Source organism: Nodosilinea sp. P-1105 (assembly GCF_012911975.1).
GTDB lineage: Bacteria > Cyanobacteriota > Cyanobacteriia > Phormidesmidales > Phormidesmidaceae > Nodosilinea.
In genome coordinates this window covers 42,344-60,080 of sequence record NZ_SMDQ01000003.1, presented here as the reverse complement: position 1 = coordinate 60,080, position 17,737 = coordinate 42,344, and the positions used below count along the sequence as shown (strand labels likewise).

The 17,737-nt window shown below is 53.3% G+C and carries 15 protein-coding genes and 2 pseudogenes; 6 read left to right on the top strand and 11 right to left on the bottom strand.

The features are described 5' to 3' along the window. Positions 1–466: 466 nt before the first annotated feature. Positions 467–1,531, bottom strand: a complete 1,065-nt coding sequence (argC, locus tag E1H13_RS02215; protein ID WP_169611756.1) for an N-acetyl-gamma-glutamyl-phosphate reductase — start codon at positions 1,529–1,531, stop codon at positions 467–469. Positions 1,532–2,071: 540 nt separating this feature from the next. Between argC and ribBA the strand changes: the two genes are divergently transcribed. Further along, positions 2,072–3,808 carry a bifunctional 3,4-dihydroxy-2-butanone-4-phosphate synthase/GTP cyclohydrolase II gene (gene ribBA, locus E1H13_RS02210; protein ID WP_169611755.1) on the top strand — a complete coding sequence of 579 codons (1,737 nt, stop codon included), beginning with the start codon at positions 2,072–2,074 and terminating at the stop codon, positions 3,806–3,808. 262 nt (positions 3,809–4,070) lie between these two features. Here ribBA and E1H13_RS27150 read toward each other — a convergent pair whose 3' ends face one another. The 3 genes from E1H13_RS27150 to E1H13_RS02195 all read right to left on the bottom strand — a co-directional run bounded on the left by E1H13_RS27150 (position 4,071) and on the right by E1H13_RS02195 (position 7,627). Continuing rightward, positions 4,071–5,966, bottom strand: a complete 1,896-nt coding sequence (locus E1H13_RS27150) for a serine hydrolase (RefSeq protein ID WP_169611754.1) — start codon at positions 5,964–5,966, stop codon at positions 4,071–4,073. Between the two features lie 73 nt (positions 5,967–6,039). Further along, a complete protein-coding gene (locus E1H13_RS02200) occupies positions 6,040–6,927 on the bottom strand; it encodes an RNA methyltransferase (RefSeq protein WP_240966365.1) in 888 nt (295 codons plus the stop codon). After that, positions 6,911–7,627 (bottom strand): response regulator transcription factor, encoded by a 717-nt coding sequence (locus tag E1H13_RS02195; RefSeq protein ID WP_169611753.1) that lies wholly within the window; start codon positions 7,625–7,627, stop codon positions 6,911–6,913. Before E1H13_RS02195 ends, E1H13_RS02200 begins: the two co-directional genes overlap by 17 nt. 193 nt (positions 7,628–7,820) lie before the next feature. Here E1H13_RS02195 and E1H13_RS02190 point away from each other — a divergent pair, with 193 nt between their 5' ends. After that, positions 7,821–9,815, top strand: a complete 1,995-nt coding sequence (locus tag E1H13_RS02190) for a hypothetical protein (protein WP_169611752.1) — start codon at positions 7,821–7,823, stop codon at positions 9,813–9,815. Here the strand turns inward: E1H13_RS02190 and E1H13_RS02185 are convergent. Both E1H13_RS02185 and E1H13_RS02180 read right to left on the bottom strand, forming a co-directional pair. After that, entirely contained in the window at positions 9,805–10,713 is a 909-nt protein-coding gene (locus tag E1H13_RS02185; protein WP_169611751.1) for a GGDEF domain-containing protein, read from the bottom strand. The genes E1H13_RS02190 and E1H13_RS02185 overlap by 11 nt on opposite strands. Before the next feature lie 151 nt (positions 10,714–10,864). Beyond that, positions 10,865–11,038 (bottom strand): hypothetical protein, encoded by a 174-nt coding sequence (locus tag E1H13_RS02180; RefSeq protein ID WP_169611750.1) that lies wholly within the window; start codon positions 11,036–11,038, stop codon positions 10,865–10,867. Positions 11,039–11,047: 9 nt separating this feature from the next. Here E1H13_RS02180 and E1H13_RS27855 point away from each other — a divergent pair. Together E1H13_RS27855 and E1H13_RS02170 are read left to right on the top strand one after the other, a co-directional pair. After that, positions 11,048–11,164, top strand: a pseudogene (locus tag E1H13_RS27855) (DUF4160 domain-containing protein); the annotation flags it as partial. 9 nt (positions 11,165–11,173) lie between these two features. Then, positions 11,174–11,428, top strand: coding sequence for a DUF2442 domain-containing protein (locus E1H13_RS02170; RefSeq protein ID WP_169611748.1), 255 nt, complete (start codon positions 11,174–11,176; stop codon positions 11,426–11,428). Positions 11,429–11,469: 41 nt separating this feature from the next. On the opposite strand, the pseudogene E1H13_RS02165 reads toward E1H13_RS02170, so the two are convergent. The 4 genes and pseudogenes from E1H13_RS02165 to E1H13_RS02150 all read right to left on the bottom strand — a co-directional run bounded on the left by E1H13_RS02165 (position 11,470) and on the right by E1H13_RS02150 (position 12,695). Further along, positions 11,470–11,922, bottom strand: a pseudogene (locus tag E1H13_RS02165) (HNH endonuclease). Next, entirely contained in the window at positions 11,909–12,151 is a 243-nt protein-coding gene (locus tag E1H13_RS02160) for a hypothetical protein (protein WP_169611747.1), read from the bottom strand. Before E1H13_RS02160 ends, E1H13_RS02165 begins: the two are co-directional and overlap by 14 nt. A 59-nt stretch (positions 12,152–12,210) precedes the next feature. Continuing rightward, complete coding sequence (locus tag E1H13_RS02155) at positions 12,211–12,447, bottom strand: DUF2283 domain-containing protein (protein ID WP_169611746.1); 237 nt, start codon at positions 12,445–12,447, stop codon at positions 12,211–12,213. 32 nt (positions 12,448–12,479) lie between these two features. Then, positions 12,480–12,695, bottom strand: coding sequence for a hypothetical protein (locus E1H13_RS02150; protein WP_169611745.1), 216 nt, complete (start codon positions 12,693–12,695; stop codon positions 12,480–12,482). Between the two features lie 450 nt (positions 12,696–13,145). Here E1H13_RS02150 and E1H13_RS02145 point away from each other — a divergent pair, with 450 nt between their 5' ends. Together E1H13_RS02145 and E1H13_RS02140 are read left to right on the top strand one after the other, a co-directional pair. After that, positions 13,146–13,415 (top strand): DUF2442 domain-containing protein, encoded by a 270-nt coding sequence (locus E1H13_RS02145; protein ID WP_206069911.1) that lies wholly within the window; start codon positions 13,146–13,148, stop codon positions 13,413–13,415. Between the two features lie 132 nt (positions 13,416–13,547). Beyond that, positions 13,548–14,225 carry a COP23 domain-containing protein gene (locus tag E1H13_RS02140; RefSeq protein ID WP_169611744.1) on the top strand — a complete coding sequence of 226 codons (678 nt, stop codon included), beginning with the start codon at positions 13,548–13,550 and terminating at the stop codon, positions 14,223–14,225. A gap of 26 nt (positions 14,226–14,251) precedes the next feature. On the opposite strand, the gene E1H13_RS02135 is transcribed toward E1H13_RS02140, so the two are convergent. Continuing rightward, positions 14,252–17,719: a TIR domain-containing protein gene (locus tag E1H13_RS02135; RefSeq protein WP_169611743.1), complete on the bottom strand. Its 3,468-nt coding sequence runs from the start codon at positions 17,717–17,719 to the stop codon at positions 14,252–14,254. Positions 17,720–17,737 lie beyond the last annotated feature (18 nt).

The window sequence follows — 17,737 nt, the reverse complement described above, 5'->3', positions numbered from 1 at the left end:
ATCAGGGCCGCACCCACCAACAACCAGCCCACCATGGAGACCAACAGAAATAGCGTTTTTGCCTTAGATTGAGTTCCCATGCTTGCTTTCAAGACCAAAGAGTGGAGAACGAAGAGGCGAAGAACGAAAAGCAGCTAGTGGTCTGTCAAGCCTAAAAATTAGGGTAAGCGCTTTACAAAAGCCTCTGATCTTCAGGTAGATTGCTTCAAACACATCAGGACTTTATGATCCCCTCCCACGGAGGGGTGCCCGTTCGCGAAGCGTTCCGCAGGAAAGGGCGGGGTGGGTCTTTTCGGGCTTGCTTGACCCACCCCTACCCCTCCAAAGGAGGGGATTTCAGACTTTGATGTCACCAAATCTCTACATCTGCTAACCCTAAACTCAAGACTTGATGCTGCACTAGTACATTCAACTATTCCTAAAACCTGATACCTGCAACCTACTACCTCCCCCCTCAGCAAAGTCCCTAAGGATAAAACGTAACACTAGGTAACCCCACAGATTCATCCAGCCCCATCATCAGATTAAAGCACTGGACCGCCTGGGATGCCTGGCCTTTCATTAGGTTGTCGATGGCGGACAGCACAATGATCCGACCGGTACGAGGATCGGTTTCCAGGCCGATGTAGCAGCGGTTGGTGCCCCAGGCCCATTTAGTCTGGGGGTAGGTGCCGTTGGGCAGTACGGTCACCCAGGGGGAAGACCGGTAAAAGGCTCCATAAATGGTCAGCAGATCATCTCGGACCAGGCCAGGATCCCGTAAGGTGGCGTAAATCGTGGCTAAAATCCCCCGCACCATTGGGATCAAGTGGGGAGTAAATTGAACGGTCACCTCGTGGCGGGCCAGATGGGTGCAAATTTGCTCAATTTCTGGAGTATGACGATGGCGGGCCACCCCATAGGCCCCCAGGGAATTACTGGCCTCGGCCAGCAGCATTGGGGTTTTGGCGACTCGACCGCCCCCAGAGGTGCCCGATTTAGCGTCAATAATCAGGGTTTCAGGCTGAGCCAACCCCTGTTTGAGCAGCGGGGCAATGCCCAACAAACTGGCGGTGGGATAGCACCCAGGACAACCAATTAACTGGGCGGTGCGAATGCGATCGCGAAACAGTTCGGGCAAGCCATAAACTGCTTCTGCCGCCACCGCTTGATCCTGGCGATCGCCCCCATACCAGGACTGGTAGGTGCCCAGGTTCTCAAACCGGTAATCCGCCGATAAATCTAGCACTTTGCAGCCCTTGGCCAACAGAGTGGGGGCCATGGTGCAGGCCAACCCATTGGGTAGGGATAAAAACACCACCTGGCAGCGGCTGGCAATCACCTCTAAGTCCACTGGTTCTACAGTTAAGCTGACCCGGTCAGCCAAGTGGGGATAGATGTCTGTATAGGCTTGGCCGGCACTGCTATCGCCTCCCAGGTAAGTTAACTCCACCGCTGGGTGCTGGGTCAGTAGGCGCACCAACTGTACCCCCCCATAGCCCGACGCCCCAACAATGCCTACTGAAATTTTCTCCGCCGGTAACTCGCTCATGCTCTAAAACAGGGTGAAAACGACCTGGACTAAGATAACGACCTGGATAGATGTGCCCTAGGGACTCAGTGACTTCTAGAAAATTTTCCCCAGTGGTGGGCAATGCCCTACAGTAGCTACGATCGCTGACTTAAAGCGGGGATATTATTCCTCGGAAGTCTCCTTAATCTCCTTATGTAACCAACTGAATGTAAACAACTGACGTTTAGCAAACTAGGATCTGGATCCTAATGTATGGGCGGCTGGATAATGCAGGCATAGTAATACTAAACCAACATCTTGAAGTGAGATGCGTCAGATTTGTTAATTCAGAGGTTAATCCAGAAAAATGCCAGAAAAATAATTTAAGCGGCGATCGCGCTTTTCGGAGGCAATCCCAGGGTGGTCCCAGCATTAACGCTAGAATCGTAGCGAACCCTTTAATTGAGCGCCAGTAGCCTATTTGGCCCGTGGAGAAGCGCCAACTGTCGCTTTGGCCCGCAATTGAGGACCTATACCGTACAAAGGCCAGCCAAGATTGTGTTTGATCCAGCATCGGGGATGTCTGATCCCAACCGCACCGCACCACAGCCCCTGCCAGACTTTCAATTTGACACCATTGAGTCGGCCCTGCAAGACTTAGCGGCCGGGCGTGCCATTGTGGTGGTTGACGACGAAAATCGAGAAAACGAAGGGGACGTGATCTGTGCGGCCCAGTTTGCCACCCCCGACATCATTAACTTTATGGCCGTAGAAGCCCGAGGTCTAATTTGTTTAGCCATGACCGGCGATCGCCTTGACGAGCTAGATTTGCCCCTCATGGTGAGCCATAACAGTTTTGAGGATGAAAATGAGCAAACCGCCTTCACCGTCAGCATTGACGCCGCCGTCTCCTGGGGGGTAACCACCGGTATTTCTGCTGAAGATCGGGCCCGCACCATTCAAGTGGCCTTGAACCCCAACGCCCGCCCCAGTGACCTCCGTCGCCCGGGGCACATCTTTCCGCTGCGGGCCAAAAAAGGGGGGGTGCTGAAGCGAGCGGGCCACACCGAGGCTGGGGTAGACCTGGCCCGACTGGCCGGGCTGTACCCGGCCGGAGTGATCTGTGAAATTCAGAATCCGGATGGCTCCATGGCTCGACTGCCAGAGTTGATCGAGTATGCCAAAAATTTTGGTCTAAAGCTGATCAGCATTGCCGATCTGATCAGCTACCGACTTCAGCACGAGCGCTTTGTGCAGCGGGAAGCCGTGGCAGACATGCCCACCCAGTTCGGTCAGTTTCAAATTTACGCTTACCACAACCTGCTGGATGACTCTGAACACGTTGCCCTGGTCAAAGGAGACCCGGCCACCTTTGCCGACGCCCCAGTGATGGTGCGGGTCCATTCGGAATGTCTGACCGGCGATGCCTTTGGTTCCCTGCGTTGCGACTGCCGCATGCAATTGCAGGCAGCCCTGAAGATGATTGAATCCGCTGGGCGGGGCGTTGTCGTCTACCTCCGTCAGGAAGGACGCGGCATTGGCCTGGTTAACAAACTCAAAGCCTATTCCCTTCAGGATGCTGGTCTAGACACCGTAGAAGCGAATGAAAAGCTAGGGTTACCGGTCGATCAGCGCAACTATGGGATTGGCGCCCAAATTCTGAATGACATTGGGGTACGACAGTTTTGCCTAATTACCAACAATCCTCGCAAAATTGCTGGTATCAAAGGCTATGGCCTGGAGATGGTGGACCGGGTGCCGCTGATTATTGAAGCCACCACCTATAACTCCAGCTATCTGGCCACCAAGGCCCAAAAGCTAGGTCACCTGATGGTGCAAACCTATCTGGCTACGGTGGCTATCCACTGGCGATCCGGCCCCCTATCGGTAGAAACCCGCTATCCCAAGCTAGAGAAACTCCGCCATCAGGCCGCCAATCACGGACTGCTGCTACAAGAGGAACCCCGACGGGTGGCCGCCGCCCTGTTTAGCCAACCCCACTTGATTGTGCACCTGGGCCTGGATACCCAGGGGGCGATCGCTGAGGATTGGTATCAGCAGCCCGACCACCCCCAACTCAAGGCAGTGATGGCTATGCTCAATGACCTGGTCACCTGGCCAGACATTGATCAACTGGCCTTTTTAGTATCTGCCGGGGGCGATGACCCCTTTAGTCGGCTACAGGTGGGCTTAGACCGCCAGATTTTTGATCGCACTACCCCGGCCAGTCCTGACCACATCACCCCGACTGATCTGATCAGCAATTTAGAGACCCAGCGGATATACGTGTTTTCAAATCACATTCCTGGGGACTAGTAGGGGAAGGCAGAAGGCAGCTTCCCACTAACCCCGCTGGGGTGAGCACAAAGTGGAAGAACCAAAACTGTTTCCAGTTTGGCGACAATCAGGATTTTTTGGCATCAATTAGGTTTTGTTTCTTAGGAGGAGAAGTCTCTACACGTAAAGGTTTGCGCTAACAGAAGTCAATGAGTCATTTCTGCCGTCCCCTGTCTCCTGTCTCCTGCCTCCTGTCTCCTGTCCCCTGTCCCCTGTCCCCTGTCTCCTGTCCCCTTACCCCTTACCCCTGAGGAATCTCATCCCGAGCCGGTGGCCGCTCCTGAGGGATGGGACTCACCCCCGGCACTGGCTCCGTTTCCCAGTCGTCAGCATCTTCGCTCTGCTCGGCCTCACTTGCCCCTGGTTCCGTCGGTATAGCGCGAACATTGGGGTTGCCCACGGGGGCCACAGGCTGGCTCATCTCGGCGTGGATGGTTTCAGTCATGCGACGAATCAGCTCACTGGCACGACCGTCGTTGTCGGGCCGCTGCACCAACAGCGACAGGGCATAGCGCTTGCCATTGGGCACATCCACCAGGGCCACATCCCCCAGCAGACCACCAATGTCACCGGTTTTATTGGCCATCAATGAGCCATCGTTGATCCCAAAGGGAATCAGGGAGCGGTTGACGGTTCGTTGCATGATGCTGAACAGGCGATCGCGCGATCGCGGTGTCAGCAATCCCCCCTGGTCGATCAGGGCTGTAATCAGGGCCAAATCCTTGGTACTGGTGGTATTCGTACCCTCCAAATCCGGCAGTGGATTGCGCAATACCGTAGCCTCTAAGCCCCAGGAGTCAAACAATTGGTTCAAGGCATCTTGCCCGCCTAGGGCGTCGATCATCATGTTGGTGGCTGTATTGTCGCTGGTGACGATCATGCGAGTGGCTACATCCAAGGCTGTATACTCAGTCCCCACCGCATCATTGCGCATGGTGCCTGAGCCGCCAGCCATGTGATCCTCTTGCATGACCAGTGCCTGATTCAAAGCCATGGTACCTGCATCCACCTGTTGTAAAAAGGCAATTAAAATCGGCACTTTGATGGTGCTGGCTGCGGCCACGGTCGAGTCTCCCCCCAGGTCCACATAGCGCCCAGTATCGAGGTCGACGGCAAAGGCAACTGGGGTAAGGCCGGGGGTAAGGGTGGCCAACTGCTCTAGCTGAGCGTTAAGCCGGGTTAACTCGCTGGATAGGCCTAAATCAGCCACGGTGTTAGCGGTATTGCCCTGCACCAGACCGCCGCCCGGTGCCGCCGCTGGTGCCGATCGCCCAGCACTGGGGCTATCCCCAGGCGGAGAGGCCACATTGGCTGGGCTCAAGACCGATAGCAAGGTCCCAGCAATGGCAGCCACCCCGACCCCCAGAATCACAAGGCGAATCAGGTAAAGCACCGGCAACGGCGGCTTCGCCATTCGTCGCCGTGGAGAATTGGGCCGGGGCCTGGAGCGTAGTGCTCCTGGGGCCGCAGTGGTGGCGGTCGCCGTAGCGGCTGGCGACGGCGGCGCAGAAGACAGTCTAGACCGCTGGCGCAAGGGACGGCGTAGGGGCGTCACCTTGTCAGTAGTAGGCTGGGGAGGCAACGACGACGGAGATGCCATCGATTCAGGGATGGTACGGGCAGCCCCGCCACCCGCACCAGACCCTAGTCCCCGCTTCCCCCCTGCGTTGATAGTCGGGGAGATGCTATGGGGATGCATTTGTAGCGGCCGTCCTACGGTCTGGTTAGCCATGGGCAAGTGTGCCTGTCGCCCCGCCCCTACCGGAGTCCTGCCGTCTCCGGGTGATGGCCCCAGGGTGTAGCTGGGGGAGGCTTGAGTTCCCGTTGCCTTCGGCGGTCCCCCTACATTGGGTCGCTGGTTGAACTGGGGTAAAGCCGCATTACGGGAAGGTTGGGGTGGCGCTTCCGGCTCCGTTGTAGCTGCCGCCGGTAGGCCAAAATCTGGGGTCATGTAGCGATGCTCGCGCCACTGATTCCGACGGCGGGATAGGTTCAGTGGCCGGGGTTCAGCCTTAGACGTGTCCTCTGGGGCAGAAGAACGGTTGGTCGCATCCCCCAGGTTGCGGCTGGACCCATCACTCCCTGGCGATCGCCCCAGGGAAGAAGACGGGTTGTAAGGGTCACCGTACTGTGCCATAGCTCGTTTACCTATGCCGTTTACGCCTGCTGTTTACCTAACCACTAGCACCATGATCAGACCATACCGCTAACTAAGCCTCCGGTTGATCCGATGACTGCTTTAATGACTGATCTGGCGACTGCCCTGATGATTGTTCCGACGCGATCGCCCAGTTGACTTGTCTTAAAACGCCCCTAAGCATAGCTAATTCTTGAGAATTGGGCTCGGCCCGTTGCAGCAATCGGCGCAGCTTAGCCATTCGACTAGCTGCGGTATGGGGGTAAAGATAACCGATTTTGAGTAAAAGCGATTCTAAATCTTGATAAAATCCTTCCATTTGATCTAGAGGGGCTTGATCGAGGGGAACCTGGGGGGGAGTGGCCAAGTCTGGCCGTGGCGGGGGAAGGTTGGTGGATTGCGCTGCCAGCTTTGCCATCCCTGCATCCCTACCCTGGGCCGAATCATGCAGTACATAGGCACAAATGGCCACCGCCTGGGCCAGATTCAAAGACGGGTAGGCATCGCTCACGGGAATCCGCACCCAGCGCTGGGCATAGATCAATTCCGCATTACTCAGCCCTCGGTCCTCTGGGCCGAAGATCAAGGCTGCTGCCCATTTATTGGGATTAGGCATCGGGGATAACAACCAGGGTAACGCCGCCTCTGGGGCCTCCAGCGGCTGATCTTGGGGATGTAGGCGGCCAGTGGTGGCGATCGCCCGCTGACACCCCACCAAAGCCTCTGACAGCGTTCCTACGATGCGGGCAGCCGCCAGCAGATCGCGGGCATGAACGGCCATGTGCTGGGCCTGCTCGCACTGGGGGTCACATTGGGGATTGACCAGAATTAACTGGTGCAGGCCCATATTTTTCATCACCCGGGCTATGGCCCCAACGTTCAGCGGGCCAGCGGGCTCTACAAGTACAATCCGAATTGGTTCTAACCGCCAAAGCCCCATGATGTTAACTGGCCGGGTCATCTTCAAAGCGATACCCTACCCCCGTCACCGTCTTCACATAGGTGGGTTGGGAAGAGTCGGGCTCGACTTTTTTGCGTAGACGGGCAATGTGGGTATCTACCACCCGCTCATCGCCAAAAAAGTCTTCCCCCCAGAGCTTTTCGATTAAATGATGACGACTCCAAACTCGACCCGGATAGCTCATAAAAGTGGCCAGCAGGTCGAATTCTAGGGGGGTTAAATCAAGCAGATCAGCAGGAGCGTTTTGATGATGACGATGGGCAATCCGCTGGTCTAAGTCCACAGAAAAGTGCGCAGTCTGATAAACCTGGGGCGCTGGTTCTTGACTGTGGCGCAAGCTACGCCGTAGCAGGGCACGCACCCGGGCCACCAGTTCGCGGGGGCTAAACGGCTTGACTAAATAATCATCCGCCCCGGTAGATAGGCCAATAATCCGGTCGATTTCTTCCCCCCGGGCGGTGAGCATCAGAATATAGGGATCCTTAGCCCCTGGTCCTTGCCGAATACGGGTACAGACCTCCAAACCATCAAGCTTTGGTAGCATCACGTCCAGAATAATCAAGTCTGGCTGTAGCGTTTGCTGATAGCGCAGGGCAGTCTCCCCATCCTCGCAGACCTCACAGTTAAATCCCTCTTTTTCCAAATACAGCCGAATTAGGCGGGCAATTTCGGCTTCGTCTTCCACAATTAAGATTAGCACCGCAATTGATTGTCCCAGAATGTCAACCTTGCACTAGCATACTCACAAGACCCCCTCGGTTGTCATGGCGTTGGCCGCAAAGTCAGGGTTCTATCCAGGGGGCGTCTGGCCTACTTGGGTCTACAGGGGGCATCGCAGACTGGTTTAGCCACGTTAGGAGCACTGGTTTTTCAATCAACGTTTATTGATACCCATGACCTTCTCTGTATCCCCCACCCATGCCGGTCTTGAGCCCTTGAGCCAAGCCTTTGGTGACTATTTGAAAGCCATCAATCCCTATCCTGGGCTAACCACGGTTGAGTGCTCTGAGCGGTCGGGAAAGTTGCTGCTGCTGGCCGAGCATCCTGCCCCAGAGGTGGAGAACCCGAATGACCTGCTGCGGGAACTAGAGGCGGCATTTCGCGACCTGGTGCCTACGGTCGGGTTGCCAGAGGCGGACTGGGCCATGGTCGACCAATTACCTGTGCGGATTTATCTCAAGGTAAAGCGGACAGCTGACCCTTACGCTATTCATACGTTCACCTGGCAGCCAGGGGATGCGGCCCAGCTCCTGTTTCCCCTGGCTGAGCCAATGGCCGAGCAGACGCCCCCCGTCCAGCCCCAGGACGCTACCCCTGCTGCTACTCCCAGCTCGCCGGGCATCACTGGCGCCCCGACGGCTGCGCCCCCTGCCCCCGATGGGGTGACACCCTCATCAGAACCTGTAACTGGCGAAGACACTGGCGATCGCTCTGAACCTGGCCCCCTCTACCTAGGCCCGTCGCCCCATGAATCCACCCCTTTCCCTGATGCGGCCCTAGCCTTCCCAGATACGGCTGTGGAGCCGCCAGATCCCAACCCCTGGACCCAGCGAGGTCAGTACTGGAGGCATCAAAGCTGGCAGTTTCTGAAGGATTACTGGAGCTATGGCTTAGCGGCCCTAATTTTGCTGGGCAGTGGAGCCTTTGCCTATGCCCTAACTCGGCCCTGTGTGGTGGGCAGCTGCGATCGCATTGATAAAGCCGCTAGTTTTTATGACGTGGCCCAAGTTAGCCTCACCATTAGCCCCACTAGCGAAGATCTGGTCACCGCCCAGGCAGACCTGCAAGCGGCCATTGACCTCCTCGCCTCAATACCCAGTTGGTCAGGGTACTATGACGCCGCCCAGCCTAACCTACAGCACTATCGAGCCAGCCTCGCCTCCCTAGATGCGGTGCTTCAAGCTCAGTCCCTAGCTGGTCAAGCGGCTGCCCTCAGCCAAGACCCGCCTCACCCGGTTGAACGCTGGGTTAAAATTCATCAGCTCTGGCGGCAGGCCACCAACTGGCTAGACAGCGTTCCGGCCGATAGCCCCGTGTTTGACTATGCTCAGCAGAAACTGAGCGAATACCGCTCTAACTACAACGCCATTGGTCGGCGGATTATTGCCGAAGAAGAAGCCGAAGCCAACTTTAATACGGCATTGCAAACCGGCGACCTGGCTCGCCAGCGCATGGATACGGCCAACTCTCTGGCGGGGTGGCAGCTGGCCGCCAAAGAGTGGCAAGCGGCCATTAAAGGACTCACCCTGATTCCCCGGGGCACCATGGTCTACCAGGAGGCCCAAGCCCAACTCCAGGACTATCGCCAACAACTGTCCCGAGCTGAAAACCGCTCCACCCTAGAAGAAACTGGCGCCCGTGGCTATGACCAGGCCGTTCAGGCGGCCCGCCAAGCCGCCGCCTACGAAGCTCAGGGTCAATGGACGCTAGCGGTGACCTACTGGCAACGGGCTGTCGCCCAGACTCAACAAATTCCGGCCGACACCCTGTTGGCTGAGGAAGGGGAGATTTTACTCGCTACCTATCAACCCGCCCTCAGTAATGCCCAAAAGCGGCTTCGGTCAGCCGTAGCACTGCAAAAGCTAACGGCCACCATCGGAGAATTATGTGCCGGGTCAGCCACCCCCTGCGCGGTACGGGAAAGCCCGAGCCAGGTGCAAGTGACGTTGTCGAGTCAGTATGCTGAACCCCTGCGCCAGGCCATCACTCCCCCCGCCGCCGATGGCACCTTTGCCTTCACCAATCAACTCAGTCCTGAGGCCCAACAGCTAATTGAGGCCATGACCACCACTAGCCATCAAATTAACCAACAAATTGCTATCTATGATGCCCACGGGGGCTTCGTGGCCCGCTACCGACCAGACTTAGGAGGATTTATTAAGAACTAACAACAGGATGAGCTACGACCTGATTTTTGCCGTTTTGTTTAGCCTCATATAGCGCTGTATCAGCATTTTTGTAAGCCTGATTAAAGGACTGTTTAGCAGCACTAATTTCACTGATGCCAATGCTGACCGAAATGCCTGTGTTTGCATTGGTTGCCAGGGCTGCATCCAATGGTTCCTCAGACAGCTCAAAAAGGGGAATCTTGCGAATTGCCTGACATAGCTTCTCAGCAATAGCTCTGGCCTCTACCGTGGAACAGCCCACCAGCAGCAGCGCAAATTCGTCGCCCCCTAACCGGGCGGCCAAGTCAATTGAACGAGTGTGACTGTCAAGCACCTCAGCGACCGCCCTCAGCAACGCATCCCCGACCATATGTCCATAGCGATCGTTCACCTGTTTAAATCCGTCCAGGTCTAACAGTACGAGACTATGGTCCAGCAGCTGATTCCCCTTTTGGCAGGGTAATTCAGTAATAGCGATTTCTAGACCTCGACGGTTGGCAATCCCGGTCAGCGGATCCTTCAGGAGCATCGCCTGGGTGGTAATCAATTGTTGCTGGGTCGATAGCAGTGTCGGCACCACTCGCTTGAGCTCTAAGGCGGTGTATAGGCTAATACCCGCTGTGATTGCCGTCCATCCGCCTTCTAGCCAGTAGTTAGCATGCCAAATGTTCCAAATGTCTAAGCTATGGCCGATGCCACAGCTGAGAATAAAAGCAGCAAATAGCAGCAGTAAAGGACGCATTCCTGCTTCAATGTGCTGACGACTGAGATATAAGAGCCCAGGAATGGAAAAATAAGCGATAGATACCCCAATATCGCTAGCAACGTGTAAGGAGGTGAGCCAGGGATCCCACAGGAAGCACGAGCCATGGGGCATTAAGCCGATTGTAAAAACCATGATGTGATGTCAGACCGATGCCAAGTCTGGGCTATGTCGCTCTTCGGTTGTAACAAGCTTTGCTGGGGACAACGGGTAAAGGTTTACCTAACTTGAGGTAACACCTCGACGATCACCCAATCACATTGAAGGCCAACGTATTGCTCGGCCATTAGCGGTCTCGGTCAGCGCGGAGCATCTCGACCACCGTTGGTGTACCAGAAGGCGGTGTCCAGCGGTGTCTAGCGATGGAGGCTAGGGTTTCGTGAGTGGGGGGCTGGGTAGAGGGGGCTGGCACCAGGTGCTGGGCAATGCGCTGGCCTAAGATGAGGGAATGACAGGCCATAATGGGAGGAGTGCAAAGCTGAGGCTGGTTTTGGCCTGGATAGAGATTCACCAGGATGAATTGATGGCTAACTGGGAGTTAGCTGTTGCTGGAGAGCAAATATTTAAGATTGATCCGTTAAGGTAGGAGGTCAGGATGTCTCCAAGGGTAGTGCAAGTAGAGCCTCTTGCTAATAACTACTTGAGGCTATTTTTTGATAATGGAGAGGTGCGGCTATTTGATGCCTCGCCATACCTGGATAAGGGTATTTTCCAGGAATTACGTAACGATTCTTATTTCAAACTGGTGAAGCCTTTTTTCGGAGGTGTGCAATGGCCCCACGAGCAAGATTTTGGGCCAGATACGCTGTTTTTGGAGAGTGAGCTAGAGAGTACTTGGGAGGCGGCGTAGATGAAGGTGGGCAGTGCCCACCCTACGAGACTCACTAATACTCAGGCTCGGCACGGATCATCTGCTGGAGGATGCAATCCAGTTTGTATCCAAAATCGTCTGGTTTCTCGAATAGAATCACTCTCTGGATAACGAGTATCGTTCAAATCAAGACGATGACAAGTTGCGCGACCAACAGGAGTAGTTCATTCTATGACTACTCCTTGATCTTGCCAGGCAAAATGCTCTGACCACCTCTGTCTACGGGGGTTAAAGAGGGGAACTATGTCCTGAGTTTCTGGATCAATTCCCGCCACAAAGTTGTAGCGCCTCTCATTGCAACGACGGCAGGCCAGCGCAAGGTTGTCGATCGCATCAGAACCGTCCAAAGACTTTGGGATGACATGATCAACGGTAAACCGATTAGCACTTAACCGTTCTGGAGAGTGACAATACTCGCAAATATAGTTCGCCCGCTCTCGAATGGCCTGTTTGAGCTCATCACTGATTGGCATTTTGAGCAGCAAGCATCGCATTAATATGAGTAAAAATGCGATCTAACTCCCCGATCGCATCTAGTTCTGCAAGTTCATCGGGAGTAAGCTGGTCAGCTTTTTTCTTTTCTAGAAGGGCTTCCATTCGAAATTGAAGAGATTCACTGAATTTGAACAGATTCCAGTTGTCAACTTTTTCAAGCTGGATTTCATGAATCAGAGAAGATGGCTTATTCAGAGTTGTAACCATTTGACCTCCAGGGCATTATGCTTGTCTGTGTTCCAAGCTGAGCAGTTGTATGATTGCCGCTAGGATGCTGCTAGTTTTAGGCTGGCCACTAGAGGTAGCTCTAGCAAATCTGAGCCCAGCAACCGCTTAGAGAAAAACAGAATCTCAAGATTTTCGACTTCGCCAGAGTTCGGGTTGAGGCGGGCCACTATTTCGTCGCCAATTTCCTCAGATTCTTGTTCGGGATAGGGGGAACATTGGTCGATATAGAGAATATCGCCAACCTTGTCGTACCGGAAGGTCAGTTTTTCTGCCATAGTGCCTTCATGAACCACATATTGCTCAGCCATTAGCGGTCTCGGTCGGCGCGGAGCATCTCAACTACGGTTGGCGCTTCGGGGGGCGGCGTCCAACGGTGGCGGGCGACGGAGGCGAGGGTTTCGTGAGTGGGGGGCTGGGCAGAGGGGGTTAGCACCAGGTACTGGGCAATGCGCTGGTCTACGATCTGAGCAATCATTTGCTGAAGATCGTCCAGGGTCATATTGGAGAGGTTGGGGGATGGCATAGAACCCTCTGATTGCTCACTCCAATTTTAACCACTATTCCCACGTCCCTCACCCATCCTCCCATCCTCCCATCCACCCATCCACCCATCCACCCATCCACCCATCTACCCCTCTCCGGCCAAGTAACTTGCAACTGCACCAGGCTGCGACCGAGGGATGACTCGAAGGGGCCAGCGGGGGCTGAGTCGCGGTCAAACTGGGCTGAGGGCGGCGGGGGAGGCGGCGTAAATCAAGGTGGGCATTGCCCAACCATCCCTGTCAAGGTGAGGCAGATTTAGGGGTCGATCCCTCGGATTTCTGCTTTGAGCCTTGGACTTCTAGTCCTTGGCTCAAAGCAGAAATCCTCTGAAGCGGATGGGGAGCGGCGTTTTCCAGTCTGCTTTAGCAGACTTCTGCGGTGAGCCAGGGAGTTCACTCCCTGGTGGTTGTGGCCGGAGTCCCTTAACACATTGGCTTTTCGAGAAAAGCACCGCCACCTTGACAGGGCTGGCATTGCCCACCCTACAAAACTGTGGTTGTTTTTTGATAATGGCGAGGCACGTTTGTTTGACGCCTCGCTGCACCTAAACAAAGGTATTTTTCAGGATTTGTGTAACGATGTTTATTTCAGGCTAGTGAAGCCCTTCTGTGGGGGTGTGCAATGGCCGCATGAGCAAGATTTTGGGCCAGATACGCTGTTTTTGAAAAGTGAGCTAGAGGGCACTTTGGAAGCAGCTTAAACTGATAAAGCCTTTTCTAGACTGGAGAGGAATCGTTCCACGAGCAAGATTTGACCAGTTATGCTATGTTTTGGAATGAACATGGAGAGTCGTTTGGAATTTGCATAGATACTAAATAAGTGAGGGGCACTCATGAAGTCTCAGTTATCATTCATTTTAATGTCCATGCTGGCATTCTTCTTTGCCATGCCTTCATCGGCAGAACTAATGAAAGATGAAGACGGGGTGGTATTTGATCGGTCGACGCTACAGATACTACCTTTTATTGGGTTTGCTTGTGAAACAAGGCGACTCGGTGAAGACAGAAAAAGAGTACCCATTACAGTAGGCTATACCTCTACAAGTCAGGGAGTGGTCATATATAAATGGGTGCGTGACTATTACTCTGAAAGTGCGGAGACACCTCTTGAGATTTGTAGTCGTGTTTCAGCAATTTTCGATATTCTTAGACAAGAAGATCTTATTGAAACTATTGCTATTGGAATTGATGAAAACAAAATTCAATCAGTTTGTGCGGGAGTGACTTGCAACAGACCAATCTTTAATCTTTTACCTGATGAGAATCCAGAAGAGGTGATTGAGGACTTATATCTTGCTTTAACAAGAGTTCCTTCAGAACCAGGAGAAGCCATGAGGGAGGAGAATCCTTCAGGAGTCCAAATCAATGAAAATAGAAACTTAGATACTGAGGACAGTATAATTTTTGACACTAACAGGCCGCGTCCCAGCAATATTTTTAATAATATTTTTCAAGAAACTCGAAGAAGATCAGTGGTTTTTGACAGAACAAGATCAGGAGGGTCAAGATAAAGATTTCACTCTAAAGAAATTGCAGGTCATCTAGTATATCTACACTCTTCTTTTATTCTAGGATATTCCGTCTCATATTCCTTAAGTAAATTACAAACTTCTATGATTAGGGAATTGAGATTGTAGATATCATATTTAACAAGAGGCTCACTTTCATAAGAGACGATTATGAAATTTCCGTCTTGGCTAAAACTTAAGTCCAAAGCTCGGCCTTTAGGGCTTTCAAAAAAACCAAGTAGCTGTCCTCTTAAATTCCATATTTGGATATCCCCCCCAGAATTTATAGTGGCAATTCGCTTTCCATCTGGACTTAATTCAATTCGCCTGATTTGATTTTCGTAACTTTCAAAATGTCTACTTGATTCATCTAAAATACTTCGGAATTTAATTTCTCCAGTTAATCCTACTGTAACAAGATATTTTCCACTTTGATCAAATGACATACTGACAATTCGACCAAAATCTGAGGTCATAACATTTTTTAATTCAATGAGCCTCAATTCTTGCCAAGACCAGCGATAAATCCCAACAACTCCTGCCCCATTTCTTAAGGCTAGCAGTTGACCATCATTGCTAAAAACAAAATCTGTTAAAAATTCCGAATTCTCGTCGTCGCCAAACGATCGTATCACTTCGCCAGAATGATTCCATATCCTAATAATTCCATCGCTCGACAAGGTTGCTAAACGGTCGCCATCAGGACTCATTTGAAGACTGGAAATCGTGCCGAAGTTTGTTGGAAACTCTTCTAGATAATCTTCATTTGTTGAAAATACTTTTATTCGGCCATCTTTGTTTGCAAGGGCTATATAGGTTCCAGCAGAGTTGAGATCAATAGCCGTGAAAATATCTTCGGAGTCTGAAAGGCCAAAAGAGACGAGTCTTAATGAACTATGGTCAAGAAAATTTGACGAGTCAGAAAGATTATTGAGAATGCTTTGAAGAATTATAATTGGACTGGTTGCAGGATATTCCAAAATAGTTAGATCGTAATTTTCAGACAAATCCTTAAGCTCTTGTCCAATTTGAATTGCACTAATGGCAATATTAATATTCCGAACTCTTGAATCAGAACTACTTTGCTTTAATAAATTATTTCCTGCTCTCTCCAACCGGCTGCCTTCCTGCGCCAAATGTAAAGTTTCTCTAGCTTTTTGGAGTGCTAGCTCTGTCGCTTCTCTATAGGATTCTGCAACTATCCGAGCAGATTCGGCTAGTGATCTTTGTTCCCTCGCAATCTCTAACGCTCCTTCAGATTCTAGTGCTTTATCCTCAGCTTCTTGGATACGTTCTTGTAACTCGCGGGTAATCTGATTAAGCTGAACTTCAGCTTCTTGTCTTTCAAGTCTAGCGCCTTCCAAGTCAATCAAGGCTTTGTCCACTAATTCTTGAGCTTCCTTCTCTCTAAATTCTGCGCGACTAATTCTCTCATTGGCTTCTCGAATGTTAATTGCAGATGACTGTTCTATTTCAGCTTTTTCAATTCTAGAATTCCTGACTTCTTCACTAAAACGAAATGCTAGAGTTCCTGATATCCCAGCAACTAGAGTTCCGGCAGTCGCCGCTGTCAATCCTAGGAATACACCTCGTTTTAAGCGTCTTTCTGCTTTTCGTTTTGATTCTTCCGATGCTTTCCCTGAACGTATATATTCTTGCTGTAAACCTGTTGGTCGTGGCTCTGTTTCAAATCTGGCAGCTATCCATAACTCTGCTGTTTTTAGTTCTTTGCCTCGAAGTAGTAAACCTTCATCTCGTCCTTTCTTATCCCATTCTAAGGCCCGCACCAGCAGCCGCGTATGGGTCTCCAAATGCTCCCGATCGGTAGCCAGCGTCCGCAGCAACCCGGCAAAATTCTCTTGAAAGTCGCCGTCGTGGTCGCGAAAATCGAGCCATTGCAGCTTGGCCAGCACCGGGTGCAGGTCTGCCGTGTCAATGGGCCGATGCAGCACCGTCACCATGCGCTTGTTCAGCCCCTGGGCATACTCCACCTCATCGGCACAAAAAGGCGAGTTCACCGACTCTGGCGACAGCACAAACACAAACACATCCGAGCTTTCGATGCCCCGGTAGATCTCCTGCTGAAAGTCGCTGCCGGTGGCGATGCTCTCCTGGTCAAACCAGGTGCGCTTGCCCTGAATTTGCAGGGCCTCATTCAACCGGCGGGCAAAGTCAGAATCGACCCGCGAGTAGGAGATAAACACATCCAGCGCAGCATCTGGCGGCTGGCGTAGGCTCTCGGCAATGAACTGCTCGTGCAGGAGGGTGGGGGGGTGGCGGTGGTTGCGGGCCACCTTTAGCCAGGTTTCGGCCCGACGCAGGTTGTAGCCCCGCAGCAGCAGGGTGGGGTTTTGCTGCTGACGCTGCCATTTTAGGGCCTGCACCAGCCAGGTTTTGTGCTCGGTATGGTAGGCGGCATCGGTATTCAGCAGCTTCAGCAGTTGGCTTTCGTCGGCCTGGTAATCCCTGGGCTGGGTGTTGTCGGTCAGGTCAATGTGCTGAAGGTTCCTCAGCCCGTCGGGCACCTGCTCGGGTTCCACCGTCTCGGCCAGAACCGGAATCACTCGCTTGTGCAGTGTCAGGGCTTGGGCCAGTTCCTGCTGGCAGTAGGGCGACTGGGCCGAATGGGGTGACAGCAAAAAGATAAGGTTGTCGGCTTCTTCGATGCCCTGGGCGATCGCACGGTTATAGTCCTGGCTGGTAGAAATATCGGTACGGTAGTTCCACACGGTGATGCCCTGGCGCAGCAGGGAGCGACGGATCTGCTCAGCGGGGGCTTGATCCTGGTCGCTGTGGCACAAAAACACCTGGGTCATCAGGTTGCTGGCGTTTTTAGTGCTCTCGGTGATGTATTCGCAGTGCAGGTCGGTGGGGGTGCAGGGCAGGGGATCCCCATTCACCGTGCGGGTCTGTAGCCAGGTTTCGGCGGCTTGACGCTCGGCACCCACCAGCAGGTAGCGGGTCTGGCGGTGGTGGCGGTTCCAGCTGAGGGCTTGGCTGAGTAGGGTGGTGTGCTGGTGAACGTAGCTCTGGGTTTGGGTCTGGGCCTGTCCAGTGCGCTCATCGCAAAAGCTGAGGGTGCGGCTGAGTTTTGCCAGGGCGGTGTCTGGGTCGTCGAGCCCCTCTCGAAAAAAGATCCAGTTCAACTGGCGAATGGCGGTGGACCCGGTGGGGTCAGCACTGGCCCAGGTGTCAAAGTCGCCCCCCTCTACATGCATCAGGGGAATCATGCGCTTGCCGTAGTCCTGCGCCAGGGCCAGCTCAAACTGGCAGTAGGGGGAGGCCATGGCTGAGGGAGAGATGATGTAAACGAATTGGTGCGATCGCGCGATCGCCGCCTGAATCCGCTCTTGCCAGTCCGTGCCGGAGGGAATGTCGTCTAGATCTAGCCAGACTTGGCTCAGCCCCCGGACCTTGAGCTGCTCTTTCAGGGCGATGGCAAAGGCTTTGCTGTCGGCCCGACCATAGGAAATAAAGGCATCTTGAAAAGCCGCCATGTTGCTGATTCTTTACCC

Coding starts and splice junctions, on each gene's coding strand:
- E1H13_RS02140 (WP_169611744.1), top strand. CDS start 13,548: ATGAAGTCTCAGTTATCATTCATTTTAATGTCCATGCTGGCATTCTTC.
- argC (WP_169611756.1), bottom strand. CDS start 1,531: ATGAGCGAGTTACCGGCGGAGAAAATTTCAGTAGGCATTGTTGGGGCG.
- E1H13_RS02170 (WP_169611748.1), top strand. CDS start 11,174: ATGTCTCCAAGGGTAGTGCAAGTAGAGCCTCTTGCTAATAACTACTTG.
- E1H13_RS02185 (WP_169611751.1), bottom strand. CDS start 10,713: ATGGTTTTTACAATCGGCTTAATGCCCCATGGCTCGTGCTTCCTGTGG.
- E1H13_RS02200 (WP_240966365.1), bottom strand. CDS start 6,927: ATGACCCGGCCAGTTAACATCATGGGGCTTTGGCGGTTAGAACCAATT.
- E1H13_RS02180 (WP_169611750.1), bottom strand. CDS start 11,038: ATGGCCTGTCATTCCCTCATCTTAGGCCAGCGCATTGCCCAGCACCTG.
- E1H13_RS02135 (WP_169611743.1), bottom strand. CDS start 17,719: ATGGCGGCTTTTCAAGATGCCTTTATTTCCTATGGTCGGGCCGACAGC.
- E1H13_RS02155 (WP_169611746.1), bottom strand. CDS start 12,447: ATGGCAGAAAAACTGACCTTCCGGTACGACAAGGTTGGCGATATTCTC.
- E1H13_RS02190 (WP_169611752.1), top strand. CDS start 7,821: ATGACCTTCTCTGTATCCCCCACCCATGCCGGTCTTGAGCCCTTGAGC.
- E1H13_RS02160 (WP_169611747.1), bottom strand. CDS start 12,151: ATGGTTACAACTCTGAATAAGCCATCTTCTCTGATTCATGAAATCCAG.
- E1H13_RS02150 (WP_169611745.1), bottom strand. CDS start 12,695: ATGCCATCCCCCAACCTCTCCAATATGACCCTGGACGATCTTCAGCAA.
- ribBA (WP_169611755.1), top strand. CDS start 2,072: ATGTCTGATCCCAACCGCACCGCACCACAGCCCCTGCCAGACTTTCAA.
- E1H13_RS27150 (WP_169611754.1), bottom strand. CDS start 5,966: ATGGCACAGTACGGTGACCCTTACAACCCGTCTTCTTCCCTGGGGCGA.